This window comes from Vibrio rhodolitus (assembly GCF_003350325.1).
GTDB lineage: Bacteria > Pseudomonadota > Gammaproteobacteria > Enterobacterales > Vibrionaceae > Vibrio > Vibrio rhodolitus.
In genome coordinates this window covers 104,746-130,875 of record NZ_QLYZ01000007.1, presented here as the reverse complement: position 1 = coordinate 130,875, position 26,130 = coordinate 104,746, and the positions used below count along the sequence as shown (strand labels likewise).

Sequence of the window (26,130 nt, the reverse complement as noted above, 5' to 3'; positions counted from 1 at the left end):
CCGCAGATATCTTCTGCGGTTTTTTTATTAGCTAAGCTTTATTCTAAAACAAGCTTATGCAGGCTCTTGGAAGATCACTTCATCCGCTTTCTTGGTGTACTGTTCCATCTTATGGAAGTTCAAGTAACGGTAAGTGTCCGCCGCAGTCGCATCAATTTGCTTAGCGTACTCTAGATACTCTTCCTTAGTTGGAATCTTACCTAGAATTGCACCCACAGCTGCTAGCTCTGCAGAAGATAGGTAAACGTTCGCACCTGTACCTAGACGGTTCGGGAAGTTACGCGTTGACGTCGACATTACGGTCGCTTTGTCTGCTACGCGCGCTTGGTTACCCATACATAGCGAACAGCCCGGAGTTTCAATACGAACCCCAGCACGACCGTAAATGCCATAGTAACCTTCTTCAGTTAGCTGATCCTTATCCATCTTAGTTGGCGGCGCTACCCATAGACGAGTATCTAGTTGACCACCGAACTGCTCAAGTAACTTACCAGCAGCACGGAAGTGACCAATGTTAGTCATACATGAACCGATAAATACTTCATCGATTTGTGTGCCTTGAACTTCAGACAGTAGGCGAGCATCATCCGGATCGTTTGGCGCACATAGAATTGGCTCGCTGATCTCAGCAAGGTCAATTTCAATCACGTGTGCGTATTCTGCATCCGCATCCGCTTCCATCAGTTCTGGATTTGCCAACCACTCTTCCATCGCTGTGATACGACGCTCGATAGTACGGCGGTCACCGTAACCTTCAGAGATCATCCACTTAAGCATAGTGATGTTTGAGTTTAGGTACTCTTCCACTGACTCTTGCGACAGTTTAACAGTACAACCCGCAGCAGAACGCTCTGCTGACGCGTCAGATAGCTCGAATGCCTGCTCAACAGTTAGGTGCTCAACGCCTTCAATCTCTAGTACACGACCAGAGAATTCGTTGATCTTGCCGGCTTTCTCAACCGTCAGTAGACCTTGCTGAATCGCGTAGTAAGGGATGGCATGAACAAGATCACGTAGCGTGATACCTGGCTGCATTTCACCTTTAAAACGCACTAGGATAGATTCAGGCATATCCAATGGCATAACGCCGGTTGCCGCTGCAAACGCAACGAGACCAGAACCTGCTGGGAATGAGATACCTAATGGGAAACGAGTATGTGAGTCACCACCAGTACCAACAGTATCAGGCAGTAGCATACGGTTTAACCATGAGTGAATAACACCATCGCCCGGGCGCAGTGACACACCACCACGGTTCATAATGAAATCAGGCAATGTATGGTGTGTGTTTACATCAACTGGTTTTGGATAAGCCGAAGTATGACAGAATGACTGCATCACAAGATCTGCTGAGAAGCCCAGACACGCTAGGTCTTTCAGCTCATCACGCGTCATTGGACCGGTAGTATCCTGCGAGCCGACTGTGGTCATCTTAGGCTCACAGTATTGACCTGCACGCACACCTTCTACGCCACATGCCTTACCGACCATTTTTTGTGCCAGTGTGTAGCCTTTGGTTGACGCTGATGGGTCCACGGGCTTCGCAAACAGGTCGGTATCTTCAAGACCCAGTGAAGCACGTGCACGACTGGTTAAGCCACGACCGATGATAAGTGGAATACGACCACCAGCGCGAACTTCATCCAGCAGCACTTTGCTCAGTTCAAACTTAGAAATTTCTTCGTTGTTCTTACGTACTACGCCTTCATATGGGTAGATATCAATTACATCACCCATATTCATGTTCTGTACGTCTAGTTCAATCGGTAGTGCGCCCGAGTCTTCCATTGTGTTGTAGAAGATTGGTGCAATTTTACCGCCTAGACAGATACCGCCAGTGCGTTTGTTTGGTACGTATGGGATATCGTCACCCATAAACCAAAGCACTGAGTTAGTGGCAGATTTACGTGAAGAACCTGTACCAACTACGTCACCGACGTAGGCTAGAGGGATACCGTCTTTTTGTAGCTCTTCGATTTGCGTGATTGGACCAACGCTTCCCGCTTCATCAGGGTTGATGCCATCACGCTCCATTTTAAGCATCGCTTTGGCGTGCACAGGAATATCAGGGCGAGACCAAGCGTCAGGTGCTGGTGACAAGTCATCGGTATTGGTTTCACCAGTGACTTTAAATACTTTAACTGTGATTTTTTCTGCGACTTTATCTTTTGCAGTAAACCATTCGGCATCCGCCCACGACTGCATAACTTGCTGCGCATATTGGTTGCCTGCTTTAGCCTTCTCTTCGACATCGTAGAAAGCATCAAACATCAGCAGAGTATGAGACAGTGCAGTCACTGAGATAGGCGCAAGCGCTTCATCATCTAGTAGCTCAACTAGCGGTGCAATGTTGTAACCGCCCTGCATCGTACCTAGCAATTGTGCCGCTTTTTCACGGCTCACTAATGGGGATGCAACTTCACCTTTCGCCACAGCGGTTAAAAAGCCCGCTTTAACATAAGCAGCTTCATCAACACCTGGTGGGATACGGTTTTCAAGTAGGTCAAGAATAAACGCTTCTTCACCTTGTGGTGGGGTCTTTAATAGCTCAACAAGTCCAGCAACTTGTTCTGCATCCAAAGGCTTTGGAACAACTCCTTCAGCAGCACGCTCTGCGACGTGTTTACGGTAGGCTTCAAGCACGACTTTTTCCTCTCATTGCGGTTTCTCCTCGGTTTCTGTTTGTTATAAACATGAGGAGTAAACATCCTTGGAAACTTGGCTCTCCATTGCCATATTGTCATTATTCATCGACTGATAAACAGCGCCAGAGAGGCCAAACTGTGGGCGGGATAATAGCAAATTTAACCTTAAATTAAAATCTCATCATTTTGACCAACATAGCAACTTAAGACTAAAGTTCTATGATTTGTCCGCTATTTCCGCCCGTTACAAACGATTGTTTTGTGATTGCTCTTTTTTATCCAATCTACTTAAATGATGTACCGACAATTAAATAGATTGAATCGAAATTATCTTCCGTTCGCCCGTAAGCAAACATAATCGGTCCTATCGGCGAATCAACTCCAGCAAACACCGAGCCTGCGGTGTATAACGGCGCATCAGAAAGCCCGACATCCGGATCAGACCAAACACCACCGTACTCAAGCGACGCACCAAGATACAGCGGTGATGTGAACAAGCCGAAATCATTGTCAAACCAACGGTAACGGTAAACAAGGCTACCAAAAACTTTGTTCTTACCAATCAAGCTATTACGAGGAATACCTGACAACTGTAAGAAGCCACCGATGTTTTCCGGATCTATCGGCAGTGAGGAATTTTGACTTTCCACAAACCCTGCATCTAAATTTGCGACCAAAGTATGGCGAGAAAAACTCTTCGCCGCAGTTAAAGTGCCGCCAAATTCGTAAGAGATATCGCTTTCGGTGCCCGCGAATACCGAGGAAGGATCGCCAACCGTTTTGTCTTTAGAGACTAAATAGTGCAAATCAAGATAGACACCACGCGTCGGTAAACTGTAGTTATCTAGGGTATCGATGCGATAGTTGGCAAACACCCCTTGGCGAGTAAAGGCAACGTCACCGAGGGAAGGCAAGGTTGAAAATAAACCATCACCATCGGTATAGCGTAAGCCGATTTTAAACTCGCGCCACAACGCATCCTGATAGCCTAGCGCCCACTCAGCAACCCACTCGTTATAACTGACCGGTAAGAAATCTTTGGTCGCTTCCAAACTGGTGTCTTCAAAACCTGCAAGTGGTGCGTTACGTTTTTGCTTATTGTATTGCAGACCAATGGTGGTAAATAGCTTCTGATTAGAAAGAAATGGGCGATAAAACTCCGCTTCAATCAGTTTGTCGGTGCCTACTTCAAGATTGGTTCTTAGCTCGGCACCGTGCTGATTTAGATCAGTAAAATTGGTTGAGACACCAATGGAATATTGGCTATCGGTATTGAAGTCATCTTCAAGGAAGAAACGAAAATTCATGTAGTTAGGTCCCCATGACTTCTCGTTGACATCGACAAACAAGACATCTTGATCATCTTGTTCGGCATAGCGATAGGAAATAAGCTCAAAGCGATCTAGGGCATAAAGGTCTTGCACACTTTGCTCAAGCTGCTTAGTGGTGAAACGCTGCCCTGGCTGCAAGTTAAGGCGACTTTCTAACAACTCATCACTGTAGTGAGTGTTGTTATTCAGTACGATATCCGACACGACTGTTTCATCGCCATAACGCAGCTCTTTACGTGCCGCCTGTTTTCTATCGACGTACTTTTGATAGTCTGCGCTACTGAGCGATAAGGATTGCAAGCGCTCCTTCTGCGCCATCGCGATTCGGATGCCTTCTTGATAGGCTTCTGGCATGCGCGCAAACTCGGTGGTTTCCATATCGCCAACTTGAGGGCGCAACAGCAGATCTTGCTCCCCTAGCGTTTCTGCTTGGCGGTTGGTACTGCGACGCACTAGGTAGTTGGACAGCTGATCAGCCACGGTAAACAAGTCAGTAAAATCTTCTTCTTGCTTGTAGTCGGTACTGATATCAACCGCAATCACCACATCCGCGCCTAGCTCGCGCGCAACATCAACTGGCATATTGTTGGTTACGCCACCATCAACCAATAAGCGATCGCCAATCCGATAAGGCGGTAATGCACCTGGAACCGACATACTCGCCATCATGGCATCGACGAGGTAGCCATGATCAATAACCACCGATTCTAATTCGATAATGTCGGTAGCTACTGAACGATATGGAATGGCTAAATCATCAAATGATGCAAACGCGGGCAAATTGCCAGTGGTTTCACGTAAAATGCGCAGCATTCCCTGCCCTTGCACCACACCACGCGTACCTTTAATGCCAGACCAATCAAAGCCAAGATCAGTGGTTAGTTGATAGCGATCTTCATACTCTTTGTCACGCACTCGACGTTGGCTACGATCAACGCGATCGCGATAGCCACTACTCCAATCGACACTAACAATAAAGGCTTCAATTTCATCAGCGCTCATGCCCGTGGCATACAAGCCACCGACATAAGCCCCCATGCTGGTACCCGTAATGTAATCCACAGGAATACGCATTTGCTCAAGCGCTTTCAACACGCCAATATGCGCCGCACCTTTAGCGCCACCACCGGCTAGCACCAATGCAACTTTAGGTCTTTGCTCCTGCTCCGTAACCTCTTGGGCTAAAACGTTCGAAGCAATCAAGGCAACCATAGTCAGTAACAGGCTTAGCTTTTTCACCAGTGATGTTCCCTCATGTTTGGCTTAATTACAGATCTACCAAGTAAAGATTTTTTTCAACCAATCTGCCGGTTGGTTACTGCACTCTTGTTGCAACTTACCATGTTCATCCCAAACTGGCAGCTTAAAATCACTCCCACAATCAAGGACTAAGCTTCCGTTAGCAGTTTTGGCAAAACCAAAGGTGCTGATCTCTTTTGGCCATGGCAACAATAACTTCGCTGGAATTCGATGTTGTAGATACTCGGCATAAACACGCAGAGCGCCACTCGAGCCCGTTAGCTTAGTAGTTTTGTTATCATCACGCCCGAGCCAAATAGTGGTCACTTCACGCCCATCAACCCCAACAAACCAGCTATCTTTGGTGTCATTACTGGTGCCCGTTTTACCAGCCAATGCCGCTGAAGCAAATTGATTGGTCAGATAACGACCAGTGCCTTCCGCCACGCCACGCTTCATCGCATAGGTGGTTAGCCATGCTGCGCGCTGATCGACGGTCTGCTTGGCAACAGGTAGTGATTGGTAGAGAACCTTACCTTCCATATCCACCACAGAGCGAAGCGCCGAGAGCTGCGCCTGCTTACCTGAGTTAGTTAAGGTTTGGTACATCTGTGCCACTTGAAATGGCGTTAGGCTGAATGAGCCCAAAAACATCGACGGCACCGGACGAATTTCTTGCTTATCAACACCAAGCTTGGCAAAAGTATCCATCACTTGTGGAATACCTAACTGCATCCCCAATTGTACGGTAGGTACGTTGAGGGATTTGGCGAGCGCCATATACAGTGGCACATCGCCACGATATTTACGGTCATAGTTGCGTGGCGACCAAACATTGCCTTTCGAGCCTTTTAAACTCAACGGTTTATCGTTCAGTGTCGTCGCCAAATTGTAGCGCTCAGGTTGCTGCAAGGCAGTTAGATATACCGCTGGCTTAGCCAGTGAACCAATTTGACGACTGGCATTAAGCGCACGGTTAAAACCATCATAGCCAGTGCGTTTACCGCCCACCATGGCGCGGATCTCACCACTGTGACGATCTACGGCGATAGCGGCACCCTCCAGCTCTTTGCCTGCCACTTTTGCCAGCTGCGGGATCTTCTTCTCGATCGCTTTTTCCAACTCATGCTGTGACACCGGATCGAGCGAGGTAAACACTTTCAAGCCTTTATCAGCTTCAAATGCACTGCCCACTTTCTCCTTTAGCTCAATCGTTAGCTGTTGAAAATAAGCAGGCTGACGGCTAGCAATGCGCGGATTATCCTGAATATCAAGCGGACGACTTGCCGCTTGATCAAATTCGTTTGGCGTTAAATAGCCTTGTTGCATCATCAAACGCAAAACAAGATCGCGGCGCGTTTTAGCGCGATCAGGGTAACGGACCGGATTGTAATACGATGGTCCTTTCACCATGCCGACCAGCATCGCCAATTGATCAATGCGCAGCTCTTGGATTGGCTGCCCAAAGTAAAGTCGCGCCGCTAAACCAAAACCGTGCACCGCTTCACCACCACTTTGACCGAGGTAAACTTCATTGAGATACGCCTCAAGAATGCGGTCTTTGTCGTAACGGTAATCAAGGATAATGGCGATATACGCTTCGCGGATCTTACGCCACAAGGTGCGATCACTGGTTAAGAATAAATTCTTAGCCAATTGCTGAGTTAAGGTACTGCCACCTTGAACCGTGCGCCCGGCTTTGATGTTCACCACCATCGCACGAGCAATCGCCAATGGTGAAACCCCATCATGTTTGTAAAAGTCACGGTCTTCGGTCACCAAAAGCGCATCAACCATCACTTCCGGGAACTGTTCACGACGTAAGAATAATCGCTGCTCGTCGCGGTTTTTCTCCAACATGCCCAGCATTTTGGGCTCTATCCGCAGATAACCTAAATCCCCTTTTTGCTCCAACGATTGAATTCGAGTTAAACCGCTGGCGTCAAAATGGAGCATCACATGGCGATCCGGCTCAGGTCCGTCGGTAAATTCAAATGGGCGACGAATGAGCTCAATCTTGGTCGAGGAAGAGGAATACTCACCTGGGTATCTCGGTTGGCGCACTTTGCGATAATTAAGCACATCCAGCTCATTGCGCACCTCTTGGATGCTGATTTCATCCCCTGGGGCAAGGTTTAAAATACGAGCGTACACCACCGTTGGCAGTTCAAATAACTGCCCTTCAAATTTTTGTTTGACCAAACTATCAAGGTAGATGCCAATAAAAACCAAGATCGCGATACCGATTAGCGCAAGCTTCCAGCTGATACCCCATAAGGTTTTCAACCATGACTTTTTACCATTTGCTGGCTTTTTCTTTCTTGGACTGGGTTTGCCACGCTTAGCCGGCGTCTTTTTAGCGGCTGGCTTTCGTGGTGTTTTGGTGCTTTTATCTGTCATGGTTATTGATTGAACTGTCTTTTAGTTTTGGTGGTTGCAATATGATTAGCCGGATCATCCGGCCAAACATGCTTAGGATAACGACCTTTCATTTCTTTTTTAACTTCTTGGTACGCTCCTGACCAAAAACTTGCAAGATTACTGGTTCTTTGTAGCGGTCGCTGTGCGGGAGATAGCAATTCAAGCACTACCGTCTTTCTTCCCATCGCGACTGTCGGGGAACTATGCTCGCCGAATACTTCCTGCATACGCACACTCAGCATGGGCTCATGCCCAACTAGATAGGTGATCTTTTTCTCGCTACCGGTTGGTAATTGAAAGTGGGTCGGCAACCACTCGTCAATTTCTTGATTGAGCGGCCAGCCTAAATAAGCCGTCAACGCCTGAGTTAGACTAACTTGTTGCAGCGCTTTCGCCGATTTCACGCCAACCAGATATGGCTCAAGCCAGTCTTGTAAATTGCTCAGTAAGGATTGCTCATCAAATGCCGGCCACTCTTGCTCTGGCATCCATTCACTCGCGCAGCGAATGCGCGCTAAAAGCTCATTGGCACTCTCTGACCAATTCAGTACCTGCAAACCTTGGCGCTTAACATAATTGAGCAGTGCTTGAGTAATCATCTCCGCTGGCGGTGTAGGTAACTCTTTGCTTTCAACCACTATGCCTTGCCAATACACTCGCGCTTCTGCCACCAGTTTGCCGCGCTTATCATCCCAATCAGCCACTTCTAATCGCTTGAATTTATCCGCAGCAACGCTGCGTAACTCAGCAATATCCAGCGCGATGGCTGAGCTAATTAACGCCGAATCCCCATGGCTGCGCAGCAAATCAATCGCCACTATATAGTCACTGCTACTGAGCGGCTCATCATCACGAAACTGCGCGCCATGGCTGTTTGCCAGCACAAAACGCTCACCTTGTGAGCGGCGCTGCGCAACTCGGTCAGGAAATGCCAGTGCAAGAAGTAAAGGCGCAACGCGCTCATCAACCAAAGCAACATCGAAACTCAATTTAAGTTTACTTGCTAGGCTTTGCGCGCGGTTGAGCACCACTTTCTGCTTACTGTGCTTACTCGCTTGTAAGCGCTGCACACTATGAGAAAAATCGACTATGTAGCGCTCTGGCTCTTCGAGCAAAGCTGCCAGAGCCAATGCCGTATCATGCCAGGCTCTGTTGGCTAGTGCTTGGACTAACATTGCGCCACTGCGAGGCTCAAGCCCTAACTGTTGTACTTTTTGCCCTGCCGCTGTGAGCTGATGCTTGTTATCCATTAGACCTAACGAGCCGAGCAGGCTGCGTGCCTGTGATAGCGCACTAACAGTAGGTTGGTCGAGCCACTTAAGCTCACTAGCATCAACGCAGCCCCACTGCGCCAGCTCCATTGCTAACGGTGCCAAGTCGCTATGTAAAATCTCAGCGCTTGGCACGTAAGGTTGCTGGGAAAGCTGGCTTTCACTATAGAGACGCAGGCAAATACCCGGCTCAATACGCCCGGCACGACCCGCACGTTGCTCTGCCGAGGATTGGGCAATGCGCACTTGCTCAAGCTTAGTGATCCCGGTTTTTAAATCGAACTTAGCGATACGCTCAAAGCCCGAGTCGACCACCAAGCGAATCCCTTCAATCGTCAATGAGGTTTCCGCAATATTGGTCGCCAACACCACTTTACGTTTACCTTGCGGCGCAGGCTGAATAGCGGCTTGCTGCTGGCTAAAATTAAGCTGCCCATATAAAGGACACACTTGGATATCATCCGCTAAATCAGTTAAGCGCTCTTGCACTTGCAAGATACTGGCAACACCAGGTAAAAACGCTAACAGTGAGCCGCTTTCATGAGCCATCAAGGTTTGAATTTGTTTCGCCATACTCTCGACTAGGCGTTCATTCGGCTTGAGTGCTTGATAGCGAAACTCAACCGGAAAACTGCGCCCTTGCGATTCTATGTATGTGGCTTGTGGCATTAGCTTGGCTAACGCTTGCTGATCTAAGGTTGCTGACATCACCACCAGCTTAAGATCATCACGTAGCGCTTCTTGAATTTCCAAACACAAGGCGAGTCCCATATCGGCATGAATGCTACGCTCATGAAACTCATCAAAGATGATTAAGTCGATACCAGTTAATTCCGCATCGCTTTGGATCATGCGAGTCATGATCCCTTCTGTGACAATCTCCAGTTGCGTCTCTTGGCTTACTTTGGTTTCACCACGCACACGATAGCCAACGCGCTGCCCCACTTGCTCGCCCAACTGCTCGGCCAAATAGCGGGCAATATTACGCGCAGCCAATCGACGTGGTTCCAGCATAATAATTTTGCCGCTTACCGCTCCTTGCTTAAGCAATTGCAATGGAAAGTAAGTCGATTTACCCGCACCAGGAGCGGCTTTGAGAATAAGTTGAGATGCATCGCGTACACCGGAGATAAGTGCCGGCATCACGCCTTCAATGGGCAGTTGTGACAATGGAGAAGCCTTGTGATGTAATGTTGCAAACATTGTACATAAAACCAGTCCTAAATGAAGTTTGAACCTTGCCTACAATCAGCTACTTTAATTAAACGCTATAAACGCTTTCTTGCCGACATCCAGCTCGATGACGGTAGCGAACGCACGATTCATTGTGCTAATACCGGCGCCATGACCGGATGCGCCGAACCGGGCAACAAAGTTTGGTTTTCGACCTCCGATAACCCAAAACGTAAATACCCAAATAGTTGGGAGTTGAGCGAAACCCAAGCTGGGCACCGTATATGTATCAATACCGCGCGCGCAAACCAACTTGCGGTGGAAGGTATAGAGCAAGGCGTTATTACCGAGCTGGCGAATTACCAACAGCTGCGCACCGAAGTAAAGTATGGCAGCGAAAATAGCCGCATTGACGTGTTGCTCAGCGATCCTGTGCGCGCGGAGTGCTATATCGAAGTCAAAAGCGTGACGCTGTTAGATGACAATCAATCAGGGCAAGGATATTTTCCCGATGCAGTAACGACAAGAGGTCAAAAACATCTGCGTGAGCTAACAGAAATGGTCAAAAATGGGAACCGTTCAGTACTTTTATTTATTGTTTTGCATTCAGGTATTGAAAAAGTTTCTCCGGCACACCATATAGACGCGGATTATTCACAATTACTGAAAAAAGCGATAGAACAAGGAGTGGAAATATTGTGCTATAAAGCCGATATTTCCCAAGGTGAGATTAAGCTCGCAAAGGCTGTAGATTTCAGATATCTCGGCTAAAAAATGATGCAGTCTTCACATAGGCGTTAACTTTACTCAACAGTATTTGCCTCCTAAAGTTCTTTTTGCTATAGATACCCGCCTTAAATTAGCTGCTCAAGCAGTTGACTAGGTGTTAGTAGGAGATGCTGCATGCCAGAATCGAAGAAAAAAGCGCTAGGCATCCTAGCCATTGCAGGTGTTGAACCATATCAAGAAAAGCCAGGTGAAGAGTACATGTCACCTGAGCAAATGGCTCACTTTAGAAAGATTTTATCAGCTTGGCGCAACCAGCTACGCGAAGAAGTAGACCGTACTGTGCACCATATGCAAGATGAAGCGGCAAACTTCCCGGATCCAGTTGACCGTGCTTCTCAGGAAGAAGAATTCAGCCTAGAGCTACGCAACCGTGACCGTGAACGTCGTCTAATCAAGAAGATCGAAAAAACATTAAACAAATTGGATGATGATGATTTCGGCTTCTGTGAGTCTTGCGGTATTGAGATCGGCATTCGTCGCCTAGAGGCACGTCCAACTGCAGATCTATGTATCGACTGTAAAACTCTTGCAGAGATCAAAGAGAGACAGATGCAAGGTTAATTCATTGCAGATGACTATTGAAAAGGGAGCCGTTAAGCTCCCTTTTTGGTTTCCTTAGTTTCATTTTCTATCCGGTCCATCTATGTATATTGGTCGCTTTGCCCCGTCACCTTCTGGTCCTCTTCATTTTGGCTCACTTATCGCCGCCCTTGGCAGTTACTTTCAAGCAAAAGCTAATCAAGGTCAGTGGTTGGTGCGTATCGAAGATCTCGATCCTCCCCGAGAGATGCCTGGTGCTGCCGATTTAATCCTACGTACCTTAGAAGCTTACCAATTGGAATGGGATGGCGAAGTGGTTTATCAAAGCCAGCGTCATCATCTTTATCAGCAACAAATTGATGCATGGATTGAATCTGGGCAGGCCTACTACTGCCAATGCACGCGTAAAGAGATCAAAGAAAGCGGTGGCTTTTATTTGGGAACTTGCCGCAAAAAACACCTAAGCAACGATAATCCAAGTGCGACGCGTCTGCGTATGACAGAGCCGGTATATCAATTTGTTGACCAAAAACATGGTCAGTTAACCATCCCCGCCGCCTTAGCAGAAGAAGACTTTATTATTAAGCGCCGCGATGGCTTATTTGCCTACAACCTTGCCGTAGTGCTCGATGATATTGACCAAGGCGTAACACAAGTGGTGCGTGGCGCAGACTTAATTGAACCAACAGGTCGTCAAATTAGTTTGTATAAAATGCTAGCTAAACAGCCAGTTAGCTATCTACACTTGCCTTTGGCGCTGGGAGAAAATGGGCAAAAGCTCTCTAAGCAAAATCATGCTCCGGCGATTGATAACCTCGATCCTAAACCAGCACTTTTAGAAGCGATGCACTTCTTAGGCTTTGAATTAGATGCACATATTGCCACTGGCAGCTTGGCGGAAATTATCGCTTGGGGCGTAGAAAACTGGCAGATTTGCCAGCTACCAAACACTACTGAGATCACACCAAGATTCTCAAATCGCCCTCGGTAAGCTATCATTAGCCGCAAATTCGCCCTAAGGCCTCAGAACTTAGATGGAAGCAGAGACGGTTTAACCGCCAATTTTTGCTAAAAGCACATGAATAGAAACGACTATACACCAAGCGAGCCAATCAGTTGTCCTGAACTCGCACTCAACATTCTAACTCGCCAAGAGCACAATATTTCGCGTAAACAGATCAGTGATAATGCACTGAAAGTACTTTACCGACTTCATGGTGCAGGCTTTGATGCCTTTCTGGTAGGAGGCGGTGTACGCGATCTATTACTAGGGCAAAGCCCGAAAGATTTTGATATTGCGACTAACGCAACACCAGAACAAATTCGTCAGCTATTTAAAAACTGTCGTCTTATTGGTCGCCGCTTCCGCTTAGCGCACATCATGTTTGGTCGCGATATTATTGAGGTAGCCACCTTCCGCGGTCATCACCAAGAGCCAAGCAAAAACGTTTCGCAACAATCGAAAGAAGGCATGCTGTTGCGTGATAACGTCTACGGCAGCGTTGATGAAGATGCAGAGCGTCGTGACTTCACGATTAACGCGATGTACTACAGCATCGCAAACTACGCCATTCACGACTACGCTGGCGGCATCGAAGATTTAGAAGATAAGCTGATCCGCTTAATTGGCGATCCTGAAACTCGCTACCGCGAAGACCCTGTGCGCATGCTGCGTGCCATTCGCTTTGCAGTAAAACTCGACTTTGATATCGAAGAAGATACAGCAGCACCAATCGAAGAGTTGTCGCATCTGCTTAAAGAGATCCCGGCAGCACGTCTGTACGAAGAATCGCTAAAGATGCTGCAAACAGGCTATGGCTTAGAAACCTACCACCTAATGCGTGAGTACAATCTATTCCAGCAGCTCTTCCCTGCTGTGTCAGAGTTTTTCACCGATAGCTACGACTCGAAAACCGAGCAGATGTTGGATCTGGTATTAGATTCAACCGATCAACGTGTCGAAGAAGGCAAACGTATTAACCCTGCGTTTATGTTTGCAGCCATGCTGTGGTACCCACTGCAAGCCAAAGCCGATGAGCTGATGGAGTCACGCAACCTATGCCACTACGATGCGGTTATGGAAGCAAGCAACTACATCCTAGACGACCAAGTACGCACAATCGCAATTCCACGTCGCCATACCGCGACTATCCGTGAGATTTGGCAATTGCAGATGCGTCTACCGCGTCGCAACGGTAAGCGCGCTTCGCGTCTTATGGAGCTAAACAAGTTCCGTGCTGGCTTTGACTTCCTAGAAATGCGTGGCGAAATCGAAGGCGGTGAAACAGAGCTACTGGCGAAGTGGTGGAATACGTTCCAAAATGCTGGTCGCAATATGCGCCAAGCGATGGTCAACGATCTTGATAACGCGGCGCCTAGCCGTCCAACAACTCGTCGCCGTAAGCCAAGTAGTAAGAATAAGCGCAGCTTCCGTAAGAGTAAAAGCGAGTCATGATCACCGTCTATATCGCTGTTGGTAGCAACCTTGCTGATCCTGTCGCTCAAGCAAATGCCGCCATTGATGCGTTAAAGTTGCTACCAAGCTCTGAGTTTATTCAAGCCTCTCAGCTGTACAGTAGTACACCGATGGGACCACAAGATCAGCCTGATTACATCAATGCTGTAGTGGCAATCAAGACCCAATTAACGCCACTTGAACTGCTCGATTGCACCCAAGCCATCGAGTTAGAGCAAGGGCGTGTCCGTAAAGATGAGCGCTGGGGTCCAAGAACCTTAGACTTAGACATCATTCTTTACGGCAATGAAGTGATCGATTCCGAACGTTTAATTGTCCCGCACTACGGGATGCGTGAAAGAGAATTTGTTCTTTATCCGCTGGCGGAAATCGCACCTAATTTAACTCTCCCTGATGGGACTGAGCTTGCGCAGCTACTTAATCAAGTCGATCGCAATGGGCTCAGCGTGTGGCAGTCATAGCCAGATCCTAGTAAGGAAAAACAATGAAAAAAATTACCATCAACGACCTAATGAAATGGAAACAAGAAGGTCGTAAATTCGCTTCTTCTACTGCGTATGATGCAAGCTTTGCCCAACTGTTTGAGCAACAAGAAATGCCAGTACTACTGGTTGGTGACTCGTTAGGCATGGTTTTGCAAGGTGAATCAAGCACGCTACCAGTAACCGTTGACGAGATCGCTTACCACACGCGCTGTGTACGTGCAGGCAGCCCAAACTGCCTACTAATGGCTGATATGCCATTTATGAGCTACGCAACGCCTGAGCAAGCTTGTGAGAACGCAGGCAAGCTAATGCGCGCGGGTGCGAACATGGTAAAAATTGAAGGTGGCGACTGGTTAGTCGACACTGTAAAAATTCTCACCGAACGTGCGGTACCTGTGTGTGCGCACTTAGGTCTTACACCACAATCGGTGAACATTTTCGGCGGCTTTAAAGTACAAGGTCGTGAGCAAGATAAAGCGGATCGTATGGTTCGTGACGCACTCGCTCTACAAGAAGCTGGCGCACAGATCGTGTTGCTAGAGTGCGTGCCTGCTGATCTTGCCGCGCGCATTACTGAAGTATTAGACGTGCCTGTTATTGGTATCGGTACCGGTAATGTAACTGACGGTCAAATCCTTGTTATGCACGATATGTTCGGTATTTCGGCGAACTACATGCCTAAATTCTCGAAAAACTTCCTTGCTGAAACTGGCGATATGCGCACAGCAGTGACTAAATACATTCAAGATGTGGAAACTGGCGCCTTCCCTGACGAAGCTCATACGATTGCCTAGAGGAGTTGAGCATGCAAACATTTACTGATATTTCCGCTCTACGTGAGCAGATCAAACAGTACAAGCGCGACGGACGCAAAGTTGCTTTCGTACCAACCATGGGTAACCTACATGAAGGTCACCTAACTTTAGTACGTAAAGCTCGCGAACACGCGGATATCGTTGTGGTCAGCATCTTTGTTAACCCAATGCAGTTTGAACGTGCCGACGACCTAAATAACTACCCTCGCACTCTTGAAGACGATCTAAGCAAACTAAATGGCGAAGGTGTCGAACTGGTTTTCACTCCGACGCCAGAAGTTATTTACCCTGAAGGTTTAGACAAGCAAACTTTTGTTGAAGTCCCTGGTCTTTCAAGCATGCTTGAAGGTGCTTCACGCCCTGGTCATTTCCGTGGCGTTTCGACCATCGTGACTAAGCTATTCAATATCGTGCAGCCAGAAGTGGCATGCTTTGGTGAGAAAGACTTCCAACAGCTAGCAATCATCCGCAAGATGGTGGAAGACATGGCGATGGACATCGAGATCATTGGCGTGCCAACTGTACGTGAAATGGATGGTCTGGCGATGAGCTCGCGCAATGGTCTACTGACTCTTGATGAGCGCCAACGTGCCCCAGTTTTAGCTCGCACTATGCGTTGGATTAGCAGTGCTATCCGTGGCGGTCGTGATGATTACGCATCTATCGTTGAAGATGCTAGCGATCAGTTACGCGCAGCAGGCTTACAGCCAGATGAAATCTTCATCCGTGATGCTCGCACGCTACAAACCATCACAGCTGAAACAACTCAAGCGGTAATCCTGATGTCGGCTTTCCTAGGTAAAGCACGTCTTATCGACAACCAAACCGTTGATATGACTACAGAGCCAGCAGAAGAAAGCTCGGAAGGTTAAGAGTGAGAAGCGAGAGTTTAGAGCGCTTCGCTTAGAGAACAAAAAAGGTTGGCAGATGCCAACCTTTTTTTTCGAGAACGCTTCGCTACGGATAACGGATAACGGATAACGGATAACGGATAAGATATTACTCTCGCCTTCCGTGGTAAAAAACTTGCTTAACGATCCGAAAGTGCAGCACTCCGTAACGAAGTGTTCCTACATCCGTAAGCGCAGCGTTCCGTAACCCGCTACGAACGCAACCCGATCCCTTTGGTCACCAAGTAGTGAGCCACCGCATACAGCACCACAACAAACACGCTTAGCACTGCAAATGACATACCGATGCCCACATCGGAAACACCTAAGAAGCCGTAACGGAATGCATTGACCATGTAGACGATCGGGTTGATTTTCGATACGCCTTGCCAAAACTCTGGTAGCAAACTGATCGAATAAAACACCCCGCCTAGGTAAGTCAGCGGCGTTAAAACAAAGGTTGGGATAATCGAAATATCATCGAACGTACGGGCAAATACCGCATTGATTAAACCGCCGAGCGAGAATACCACCGACGTCATAAACACCGTGGCAATGATGATCCCCCAATGCTCAACTTGCAAGTCGACAAACAGCAACGAAACGAAAGTGACGATGGTACCAACCAGTAAGCCACGTACTACTCCGCCCATAACAAAACCTAAAATGATGACGTAGTTAGGCACTGGGGCAACTAACAACTCTTCGATATTGCGCTGGAATTTAGAGCTAAAAAATGATGAAGCGACGTTTGAGTATGAGTTGGTGATCACCGACATCATGATCAAGCCCGGCACGATATACTCCATGTAGCTAAAGCCATTCATTTCACCAATTCGTGAGCCAATTAAGCTGCCGAAAATAATGAAGTAGAGTGTCATGGTGATCGCTGGCGGAACTAAGGTTTGCACCCAAATACGCGTGAAGCGGTTAACCTCTTTGGTCAATAAGCTGCAAAAGGCAGTCCAGTATAATTGATACATTAGCCTTCACCTCGCGTTTGTTGCTGAACAATGCTGACAAACAGCTCTTCCAAACGGTTCGCCTTGTTACGCATCGACATCACCTGAATACCACTTTGGGTTAGCTGACTAAATACCGGATTCAGACCTTGGGTCTTCTCCACCTCAATCTCTAGTGAGCCATTCACTAATCGCTGCGAGACCACGCGATCAAGCTGCGGTACTTCTCCCTCACCTTCAATATCAAGAATAAAGGTTTCGACATGCAGTTTTGCCAGCAGTGACTTCATCGAGGTGTTTTCAATCAGCTCACCACGGTTAATGATGCCGATATTGCGACACAGCATTTCCGCTTCTTCTAGGTAATGGGTAGTAAGGATTATAGTAATACCCTGCTGTTGGTTAATTTCTTTAAGAAACTCCCACATTGAGCGGCGCAGTTCGATATCAACCCCGGCGGTTGGCTCATCGAGGATCAACAGTTGTGGCTCGTGCATCAGCGCACGTGCAATCATCAAACGGCGCTTCATACCACCAGACAAGTTACGCGCACGCTCTTTGCGTTTTTCCCACAAATCGAGCTTGGTTAAGTACTTCTCAGCACGCTCTTTCGCCAGTGATTTGGACACACCATAATAGCCCGCTTGCTGCATTACGATCTGTTCAACGGTTTCAAACTGGTTGAAGTTGAACTCTTGTGGCACCAAACCGAGGTTTTGCTTCGCCAACTCTAGATCACTATCAATATCAAAGCCGAACACTTTGACTTTGCCGGACGTTTTGTTGACCAGCGATGAGATCACCCCAATGGTGGTCGACTTACCCGCGCCATTCGGTCCTAATAGTGCGTAAAAATCTCCTTTCTCGACATTAAGGCTGATCCCTTTTAGCGCCTCAAAACCACCTGCATAAGTCTTACGCAGTTGGTCTATTTCTAATGCGTACATAGCTTCTCATTCTTCTGCGTCGCAGTGTGTAATACCGCGGCTGATTTTATCAATTGGGTTAAGTCTATCGTCGAGTGACGATGATTACAATTAAACCTTTCGATTTTTTTCGAAATATTATCGTCGACGGTTATGACTTAGCGAAATAAACAAAAACGCCGTGAGCGTAAACCCACGGCGTTCAATAACTTCACCTTAATTAGATGGAGTAAACAGGCTCATCACTCCCTTCAACCTGCTTAGTTGCCGCTCGCAGCGCTTCATAGCGTGAAGAGTGAGTGTTCTCCAACGGTACCAGATCGAGAATATGGAACTTCTCCAGTTGCTGCCAAATTTGCTTATTAGGACAGAGCAAATAGACCGCACAATTGGCATCGAGCGCATCATTGATCGCGTTCTCCAATGCCAAACCTACCGTGACATCAATCATTGGCACATCGGTTAAATCAAGGATCATCGCTTCGTAATCAGCAATACTGGTGTGCTGGCGAGAGATCGCTTTCGAGACGCTAAAGATCATCGGACCGGATAGATAGAAAAACAGCACCTTACCATTCGCTTGATCGAGTAGAGCACGTTCACTCTCGCTCAGCGGCACATCATCTTCATCGGCATCACTGATTGCTTTGACATGACGCGACTGCACACGGCTCAAACGTTCGATAATGATGATGTTGGAGATAAACACGCCCAGTCCCACCGCTGCAATCAGATCGACAAATACGGTCAGCATCATTACGCCATACATAATAGCCATACCTTGCAGGCTGACTTTGTGCGCACGTTGGATAAAGCTCCAGTCCAAGATATTAAAACCAACGTAAACCGCGATACCTGCCAATACTGCCATCGGAATGGGCTCTGTTAAGCCGCCTGCCACCAGCACAACCAACGCCAGCATTAACGCACGAATAACACCAGACAGTGGCGAGCGCGCGCCAACTTGAATATTGGTGACGGTTCCCATTGTCGCACCAGCTCCTGGCAGCGCACCAAATAGACCAGAGATCATGTTCGCTAATCCCTGACCACGCAGCTCTTTATCCGAATCATGCTCTTTACGCGTTAGTGAGTCGCCAATAACCGCCGTCAACAAGGTATCAATACAACCTAAGGTACCGAGAACTAGCGCATCAATCACCATGGTGGTAAACATCTCGGCGTTAATATGGGGCATCACTAGCGATGGTAAACCCGCAGGGATCTCGCCAATGCGGCGAATCGCATCGGTATCAAACAAAATCACCGACAAAAGGGTAACCGCGACTAACGCAACTAATTGTGCCGGTACGTACTTACGATATTTCTGCGGGAAAAAGAAAAGAATGCCGAGTGTCAAAGCGCCAAGAAACAACTCACCAAGTTTAATGTTCGCCAGCAGATCGGGCAGCGCTTTCAGTGTACCAATCACTCCGCCTGCCGGGGCGGCATGCCCAAGTAGCGGCGAGATTTGCAAAATGATCAGGATAACCCCTATCCCTGACATAAAACCCGATATCACGCTATAGGGCATTAAGGTGACATACTTACCAAGCTTTAAAGTCCCCAATAGGATCTGAAAGGCACCAGCCATCATCACCACGGTGAAGGTCATTGCCATGCCTGTTTCAGGGTATTTCGCCATCATGCTGGTCAGAACGGCAGTCATGATCACCGTCATAGGACCTGTTGGTTCAGAAATTAGCGTTGAGGACCCACCAAATAGTGCCGCAAACAAGCCAACCATGATTGCGCCCCAAAGACCCGCTTCGGCTCCTGCACCTGAGGCAACACCAAATGCCAAAGCCAGTGGCAAAGAGATGATCGCGGTAGTCACACCACCAAACAAATCACCTTTGAAGTTGATGTCTTTAAAACGCTCTCCGAACAACATATTGCTCCCTGTAATATGCGAAAAGATTTTAGTCACTGTAACAAATGTTTAGCATCACTTAAAAGTGTTAACTAGCGCTCATTACCGTGTCAGCTGGTTGAGTAATAAATTTTGCAGCCAAGTTTATGTCTTTTACCGCAATAACAAGTCAGATGAGTGCCGCATTACGCATTTTTAACGGGATTGAATTTGTAACATTGTGTATATTATCGCCTAGAAACTTTAGGGATATACGACAACCATGCCGCAAATCAAACAGCTCTTCGACAACAACTCCAAGTGGTCGGAAGAAATCAAATCAGAACGACCGGAATATTTTGCTAAGCTTGCCGAAGGACAGAAACCAGATTTTCTTTGGATTGGCTGTTCTGACAGTCGCGTCCCTGCCGAGCGACTTACCGGTCTTTTCTCTGGCGAACTCTTTGTTCACCGTAATGTTGCCAACCTTGTTATTCATACCGATCTAAACTGCCTTTCTGTTGTTCAATACGCGGTTGATGTACTCAAAATCAAACACATCATAATTTGTGGCCACTACGGCTGTGGTGGTGTTAATGCAGCGATTGAAAACCCTAATCTAGGTCTAATTAATAACTGGCTGCTGCATATTCGCGATATCTACTTCAAACATCGCAACTACTTAGATCAGATGCCAGAATCGGATAAAGCCGACAAATTGTCCGAGCTCAACGTTGCAGAGCAAGTGTATAACCTTGGTAATTCAACCATTATGCAAAATGCTTGGGAGCGCGGTCAGGAAGTGGAAATTCATGGTGTGGTTTATGGTATTGAAGATGGTCGCTTAGAATATCTCGGCATCCGTTCACACTCAGCAGAGACCGTTGAAGCCTCTTACCAAACGGCACTGGATAAGATCCTTAACCCAGAGCATCAACTGCTTTGTCGCTAATCTAAGCGCTAACGCTGAATCGACTCTAACGGCAAGAATTAAAAAACCCATCGTCATGCGATGGGTTTTTATCATTGTAGGTACCGGATTATTCCTGTGGTACCACTTTGCCAATGTAAGGCAGGTGACGGTATTTCTGCGCGTAGTCGATACCAACGCCAACAACAAACTCATCTGGGATCTCAAAACCAACCCACTGTACTGGTACATCCACTTCGCGACGTGATGGTTTGTCGAGTAACGTACAAATCTCGATAGATTTAGGCTCGCGCAAAGACAAGATCTCTTTTACTTTCGCCAACGTGTTACCAGTATCGATAATATCTTCAACTAAAAGAACGTCTTTACCTTTGATGTCATCATCAAGATCTTTCAAGATACGTACGTCACGTGAGCTTTCCATGGTATTACCGTAACTAGACGCCGTCATAAAGTCGACTTGGTGAGTTAGGTCAATCGCACGCGCTAAATCTGCCATAAATACAAATGAGCCGCGAAGTAGCCCCACCAATACCAGATCTTCACTACCTTGGTAGTGCTCAGTGATCTGCTTACCTAGTTCACGTACACGTTCCTGAACTTCCTGCTCAGAAATCATTACTTCTACTGTGTGTTTCATACCATTCTCGTTTGTTGTTTCAGCATTTGGCTAATAGTAGACCAAACCCTGACAATTTTTCGAACGCGTAGTTTAGCACTGCCTTCGAGGAAGAAAAGATCCTACACCAAGAGTTTTCATTAAGCCCCATAAACAATATGACCTTTCGCACGTTAATAACAAATGTGATTATTAAATATACTGAAATCATTGACCCCATGCATATGCACCATTACACTCATAAACGCAATATGCAATTAATAAAATAATTATTAGGGCAAAGCCCAATCATCCTGAAATCGTTCTCTCTCTTGGTCAGTTCCAATCTTTAATTAAGCCGTCAAGATAAGAACTTATAGTCAAGATGCGTTGAACGCATGGAAGGTATCAACTCTATTGGCAAGGAATAAAATATGGACTCTATAGCAAAAAGACCAAGGACGCGTCTTTCTCCCAAAAAGCGTAAGCAACAATTAATGGACATCTCACTAGAGGTGTTTGCTCGCCGTGGTATCGGTCGTGGCGGTCATGCTGACATCGCCGAAATAGCACAAGTATCAGTAGCCACTGTATTTAACTACTTCCCTACCCGTGAAGACCTAGTTGATGATGTGTTGAACTACGTAGTTCGCCAATTCTCAAATTTCTTATCAGACAATATCGACCTTGATCTGCATGCAAAAGAGAACCTAGAAAATATCACAGGTGCCATGCTTGATCTGATTGCACAAGACTGTGAATGGCTGAAAGTGTGGTTTGAGTGGAGCGCATCAACTCGTGACGAAGTGTGGCCTTTGTTTGTTAGCACTAATCGCACCAACCAACTGTTAGTCAAAAACATGTTTATCAAAGCGCAAGAGCGTGGTGAAGTGTGTGATGAACATGACTCTGAAGATTTGGCAACGCTATTCCATGGCATCTGTTACTCACTGTTCGTTCAAGCCAACCGTAGTCGTGAGCATAGCGAACTGGTCAAACTCGCAGATAGCTATCTAAATATGCTGTGCATCTACAAAACCGCCGAGTAACATTTGTTGTAATGACGAAAGCTGATGTGAAAACATCAGCTTTTTTTATTCCTGTTCAGATACAAAAAAACCGCTGATTACTCAGCGGTTTTAAAATCTAGCTCAAAGAAGAGTATTTACTTTTTCTTCTTCACAGCTTTCTTGTTTGGCAGGTCAGTAATTGAACCTTCAAACACTTCAGCCGCAAGACCAACAGACTCGTGTAGCGTTGGGTGAGCGTGGATTGTTAGAGCGATATCTTCCGCATCACAACCCATCTCGATCGCTAGACCGATTTCACCTAGTAGTTCACCACCGTTAGTACCAACGATAGCACCACCAATAACACGGTGAGTCTCTTTATCAAAGATAAGCTTAGTCATACCGTCAGCGCAGTCAGATGCGATTGCACGACCTGAAGCTGCCCATGGGAATGTTGCCACTTCGTAGTTGATGCCTTCTGCTTTTGCTTCTTTCTCAGTCTTACCAACCCATGCCACTTCTGGCTCAGTGTAAGCGATTGAAGGAATAACTTTAGGATCGAAGTAGTGCTTCTTACCAGAAATAACTTCTGCAGCTACGTGACCTTCATGCACACCTTTGTGCGCAAGCATTGGTTGACCAACGATGTCACCGATAGCGAAGATGTGCGGTACGTTAGTGCGCATTTGTTTATCAACGTTGATAAAGCCGCGTTCGTCGATTTCAAGACCCGCTTTCTCACCATCGATCAACAGACCGTTTGGCACACGACCGATAGCAACTAGAACTGCATCGTAGCGCTCAGCTTCTGCTGGTGCTTTCTTGCCTTCCATTGAAACGTAGATACCATCTTCTTTCGCTTCAACTGCCGTTACTTTGGTCTCTAGCATCAAGTTGAATTTCTTCTCGATACGCTTAGTGAATACTTTAACGATGTCTTTATCCGCAGCTGGGATAACTTGGTCGAACATCTCAACCACATCCACTTTCGAACCTAGCGAGTGGTAAACCGTACCCATCTCTAGACCGATGATACCACCACCCATGATAAGAAGTTTTTCTGGTACTTCTTTTAGCTCAAGCGCGTCAGTTGAATCCCAAATACGTGGGTCTTCATGTGGGATAAATGGTAGTTTAATTGGACGAGAACCCGCCGCAACGATCGCGTTGTCGAAGTTAACAACTGTAGACTCACCTTCACCCTCAACTAGGATTGAGTTAGGACCAGTGAATTTACCGTAACCGTTAACCACTGTTACGTTACGCATTTTCGCCATACCAGCTAGACCGCCAGTCAGCTGATTAACAACTTTTTCTTTCCAGATACGGATTTTGCTGATGTCAGTTTGTGGCTCACCAAACACAACACCATGCTCAGCCATCGCTTTTGCTTCTTCGATAACTTTAGATACGTGCAGTAGTGCTTTTGATGGGATACAACCTACGTTAAGACATACACCACCAAGAGTGCTGTAACGCTCAACCAGTACAGTCTCTAGACCTAAGTCTGCACAACGGAATGCAGCAGAGTAACCAGCAGGACCAGAACCAAGTACAACAACTTGGGCTTTAATTTCTTTGCTCATTTTGACCTCTTGTAGTCATTATCCCTAACAGGCTGAATGGGTATTGATGTTATGTGTTCAAACTTTTTTGCTTGTTTTAAACAGTTTTTCAGACCGTCAATATTTTACAGAGATGTTAACGATGTGAAAAGTAAATCAATTTAGCCTGTGAGCTAGACAGCAATTCGACCTTACATACTCACACATTGAGTAGGTATTTAATCCAATTGTCAGGTAATAGTGTTAATTGAGGCGGCAATAATGCCGCCTCTCGTTCGTCTTGTCTAAATTAAAGAACTAGACGACGGATGTCTGATAGCGCACCGTTTAGGAAAGTAATGAAACGCGCACCTTCCGCACCATCGATCACACGGTGGTCGTATGATAGAGATAGTGGCAGTTGTAGGCGAGGTTCAAACTCTTTACCGTTCCAAACTGGCTTCATTTCAGACTTAGACACACCAAGGATACCAACTTCTGGTGCATTTACGATTGGCGTAAATGCAGTACCGCCGATACCACCTAGGCTAGAGATAGTGAAACAGCCACCTTGCATGTCAGCCGCAGTCAGTTTACCTGCACGTGCTTTCTTCGATACTTCAGCAAGCTCACGAGATAGCTCGTAGATGCCTTTCTTGTTCACGTCTTTAAATACAGGAACAACTAGACCGTTTGGTGTATCTACTGCAATACCGATGTTCACGTATTTCTTCAGAATTAGGCTCTCACCGTCTTCTGATAGAGAAGAGTTGAACGCTGGGAATGCTTCTAGTGCTTTCGCTGCTGCTTTCATGATGAACACAAGTGGCGTGATCTTCATACCAGTGTCGTTCTTCGCTTCAATCGCATTTTGCTCTTTACGGAACGCTTCTAGCTCAGTGATGTCTGCGTTATCCCATTGAGTAACGTGTGGGATCATCACCCAGTTACGGTGCAGGTTCGCGCCAGAGATCTTCTTAATGCGAGATAGAGGCTGAACTTCTGTTTCACCAAACTTGCTGAAGTCAACTTTTGGCCATGGTAGTAGACCAAGAGCGCTGCCGTCACCTTTACCAGATGCTGCTGCACCAGACTCAAGACGCTTAAGTGCTTCTTTCACGTAGTTTTGCACATCTTCTTTCAGGATACGGCTCTTACGACCAGAACCTTTAACCTTAGAAAGGTTAACGCCAAATTCACGCGCTAGGCGACGAACTACTGGAGAAGCATGAGCGTACTCGTTGTTCTCTTGGAAGTCGTTTGCCGATGGTGCTGCTACCGGAGCTTCAGCTTTTGGACGGTCCGCCGCAGCGGCCGCTGCTGGTGCTGCCGCTTGTGCTACTGGAGCTGCTGCCACTGGAGCCGCAACTGGCGCTGCACCTGCAACTTCAAATACCATGATTAGTGAGCCAGTTGACACTTTATCGCCAGCTGCAATCTTAATCTCTTTAACGGTACCAGCAAATGGTGCTGGTACTTCCATAGAAGCTTTGTCGCCTTCAACAGTGATTAGAGATTGCTCTTCTTCTACTGTATCGCCAACTGCAACCATGATTTCGGTTACTTCAACTTCGTCGCCGCCGATATCTGGAACGTTCACTTCTTTAGCAGACGCCGCTACTGGAGCCGCTGCAGGTGCTGCTTCTGCTGCAACAGGAGCCGCTACTGCGCCTGAACCTGCCACTTCAAATACCATGATTAGTGAACCAGTCGATACTTTATCGCCTGCAGCTACTTTGATCTCTTTTAGTACGCCAGCGAATGGTGCTGGAACTTCCATAGAAGCCTTGTCGCCTTCTACAGTGATTAGAGATTGTTCTTCTTCGATGCTGTCGCCGATCGCTACCATGATTTCAGTAACTTCAACTTCATCACCGCCGATATCTGGAACATGAACTTCTTTAAGCTCGTTTGCTACAGACGCCGCAGGCGCTGCCGCTGCTGCTTGAGGAGCTGATACAGGAGCCGCTTCAGCGGCACCTTCAGCAGGAGAGCCTGCCTCTTCGAAGATCATGATTAGAGAACCGGTAGAAACCTTGTCGCCTTCAGCAACTTTGATTTCTTTCACGATACCAGCTTGAGAAGCTGGAACTTCCATAGAAGCCTTGTCGCCTTCTACAGTGATTAGAGACTGCTCTTCTTCAACCTTGTCGCCAACGCTTACAAGAATCTCAGTAACTTCAACCTCATCCGCACCGATGTCTGGTACATTAATTTCGATTGCCATTGCTT

At 47.0% G+C, this 26,130-nt stretch carries 19 protein-coding genes; 9 read left to right on the top strand and 10 right to left on the bottom strand.

Annotation, left to right across the window (positions count from 1 at the left end; genetic code table 11):
- Positions 1-54 precede the first annotated feature (54 nt).
- The 4 genes from acnB to hrpB form a co-directional block, all read right to left on the bottom strand.
- Positions 55-2,643 carry a bifunctional aconitate hydratase 2/2-methylisocitrate dehydratase gene (acnB, locus tag DPF93_RS09315; RefSeq protein ID WP_114765926.1) on the bottom strand — a complete coding sequence of 863 codons (2,589 nt, stop codon included), beginning with the start codon at positions 2,641-2,643 and terminating at the stop codon, positions 55-57.
- Positions 2,644-2,929: 286 nt separating this feature from the next.
- Entirely contained in the window at positions 2,930-5,188 is a 2,259-nt protein-coding gene (locus DPF93_RS09310; RefSeq protein ID WP_114765955.1) for a patatin-like phospholipase family protein, read from the bottom strand.
- Positions 5,189-5,251: 63 nt separating this feature from the next.
- Entirely contained in the window at positions 5,252-7,615 is a 2,364-nt protein-coding gene (gene mrcB, locus DPF93_RS09305; protein WP_114765925.1) for a penicillin-binding protein 1B, read from the bottom strand.
- A 2-nt stretch (positions 7,616-7,617) separates the two neighbouring features.
- Positions 7,618-10,077, bottom strand: coding sequence for an ATP-dependent helicase HrpB (gene hrpB, locus DPF93_RS09300; protein WP_114765954.1), 2,460 nt, complete (start codon positions 10,075-10,077; stop codon positions 7,618-7,620).
- 54 nt (positions 10,078-10,131) lie between these two features.
- Here hrpB and sfsA point away from each other — a divergent pair, with 54 nt between their 5' ends.
- From sfsA to panC, 7 genes are all read left to right on the top strand, one after another.
- A complete protein-coding gene (gene sfsA, locus DPF93_RS09295) occupies positions 10,132-10,851 on the top strand; it encodes a DNA/RNA nuclease SfsA (protein ID WP_114765924.1) in 720 nt (239 codons plus the stop codon).
- Positions 10,852-10,983: 132 nt separating this feature from the next.
- Positions 10,984-11,430, top strand: a complete 447-nt coding sequence (gene dksA, locus DPF93_RS09290) for an RNA polymerase-binding protein DksA (RefSeq protein ID WP_114765923.1) — start codon at positions 10,984-10,986, stop codon at positions 11,428-11,430.
- Between the two features lie 82 nt (positions 11,431-11,512).
- Positions 11,513-12,400 (top strand): tRNA glutamyl-Q(34) synthetase GluQRS, encoded by an 888-nt coding sequence (gene gluQRS / locus DPF93_RS09285; protein ID WP_114765922.1) that lies wholly within the window; start codon positions 11,513-11,515, stop codon positions 12,398-12,400.
- An 87-nt stretch (positions 12,401-12,487) separates the two neighbouring features.
- Positions 12,488-13,864, top strand: coding sequence for a polynucleotide adenylyltransferase PcnB (pcnB, locus tag DPF93_RS09280; protein ID WP_114765921.1), 1,377 nt, complete (start codon positions 12,488-12,490; stop codon positions 13,862-13,864).
- On the top strand, positions 13,861-14,346 hold the full coding sequence (gene folK / locus DPF93_RS09275; protein WP_114765920.1) for a 2-amino-4-hydroxy-6-hydroxymethyldihydropteridine diphosphokinase: 486 nt from the start codon (positions 13,861-13,863) through the stop codon (positions 14,344-14,346). The genes pcnB and folK overlap by 4 nt, the downstream gene beginning before the upstream one ends.
- A gap of 23 nt (positions 14,347-14,369) precedes the next feature.
- Positions 14,370-15,164, top strand: a complete 795-nt coding sequence (gene panB, locus DPF93_RS09270) for a 3-methyl-2-oxobutanoate hydroxymethyltransferase (protein ID WP_114765919.1) — start codon at positions 14,370-14,372, stop codon at positions 15,162-15,164.
- 11 nt (positions 15,165-15,175) lie between these two features.
- A complete protein-coding gene (gene panC / locus DPF93_RS09265) occupies positions 15,176-16,057 on the top strand; it encodes a pantoate--beta-alanine ligase (RefSeq protein ID WP_114765918.1) in 882 nt (293 codons plus the stop codon).
- Positions 16,058-16,287: 230 nt separating this feature from the next.
- Here panC and DPF93_RS09260 read toward each other — a convergent pair whose 3' ends face one another.
- The 3 genes from DPF93_RS09260 to DPF93_RS09250 form a co-directional block, all read right to left on the bottom strand.
- Positions 16,288-17,058 carry an ABC transporter permease gene (locus DPF93_RS09260; RefSeq protein WP_075649373.1) on the bottom strand — a complete coding sequence of 257 codons (771 nt, stop codon included), beginning with the start codon at positions 17,056-17,058 and terminating at the stop codon, positions 16,288-16,290.
- Positions 17,058-17,984 carry an ABC transporter ATP-binding protein gene (locus tag DPF93_RS09255; protein ID WP_114765917.1) on the bottom strand — a complete coding sequence of 309 codons (927 nt, stop codon included), beginning with the start codon at positions 17,982-17,984 and terminating at the stop codon, positions 17,058-17,060. The genes DPF93_RS09260 and DPF93_RS09255 overlap by 1 nt, the downstream gene beginning before the upstream one ends.
- A 199-nt stretch (positions 17,985-18,183) precedes the next feature.
- Positions 18,184-19,857, bottom strand: coding sequence for a SulP family inorganic anion transporter (locus DPF93_RS09250; protein WP_114765916.1), 1,674 nt, complete (start codon positions 19,855-19,857; stop codon positions 18,184-18,186).
- Between the two features lie 241 nt (positions 19,858-20,098).
- On the opposite strand from DPF93_RS09250, the gene can reads away from it, so the two are divergent.
- Positions 20,099-20,767 carry a carbonate dehydratase gene (gene can / locus DPF93_RS09245; RefSeq protein WP_114765915.1) on the top strand — a complete coding sequence of 223 codons (669 nt, stop codon included), beginning with the start codon at positions 20,099-20,101 and terminating at the stop codon, positions 20,765-20,767.
- A gap of 88 nt (positions 20,768-20,855) precedes the next feature.
- On the opposite strand, the gene hpt is transcribed toward can, so the two are convergent.
- Positions 20,856-21,386, bottom strand: coding sequence for a hypoxanthine phosphoribosyltransferase (gene hpt, locus DPF93_RS09240; protein WP_114765914.1), 531 nt, complete (start codon positions 21,384-21,386; stop codon positions 20,856-20,858).
- A gap of 392 nt (positions 21,387-21,778) precedes the next feature.
- On the opposite strand from hpt, the gene DPF93_RS09235 reads away from it, so the two are divergent.
- Entirely contained in the window at positions 21,779-22,393 is a 615-nt protein-coding gene (locus tag DPF93_RS09235) for a LuxR/HapR/OpaR family quorum-sensing transcriptional regulator (protein WP_114765913.1), read from the top strand.
- 116 nt (positions 22,394-22,509) lie between these two features.
- Here the strand turns inward: DPF93_RS09235 and lpdA are convergent, their stop codons facing one another.
- Positions 22,510-23,940 carry a dihydrolipoyl dehydrogenase gene (gene lpdA / locus DPF93_RS09230; RefSeq protein WP_075649379.1) on the bottom strand — a complete coding sequence of 477 codons (1,431 nt, stop codon included), beginning with the start codon at positions 23,938-23,940 and terminating at the stop codon, positions 22,510-22,512.
- A 268-nt stretch (positions 23,941-24,208) separates the two neighbouring features.
- Positions 24,209-26,125: a pyruvate dehydrogenase complex dihydrolipoyllysine-residue acetyltransferase gene (gene aceF, locus DPF93_RS09225; RefSeq protein ID WP_114765912.1), complete on the bottom strand. Its 1,917-nt coding sequence runs from the start codon at positions 26,123-26,125 to the stop codon at positions 24,209-24,211.
- Positions 26,126-26,130 lie beyond the last annotated feature (5 nt).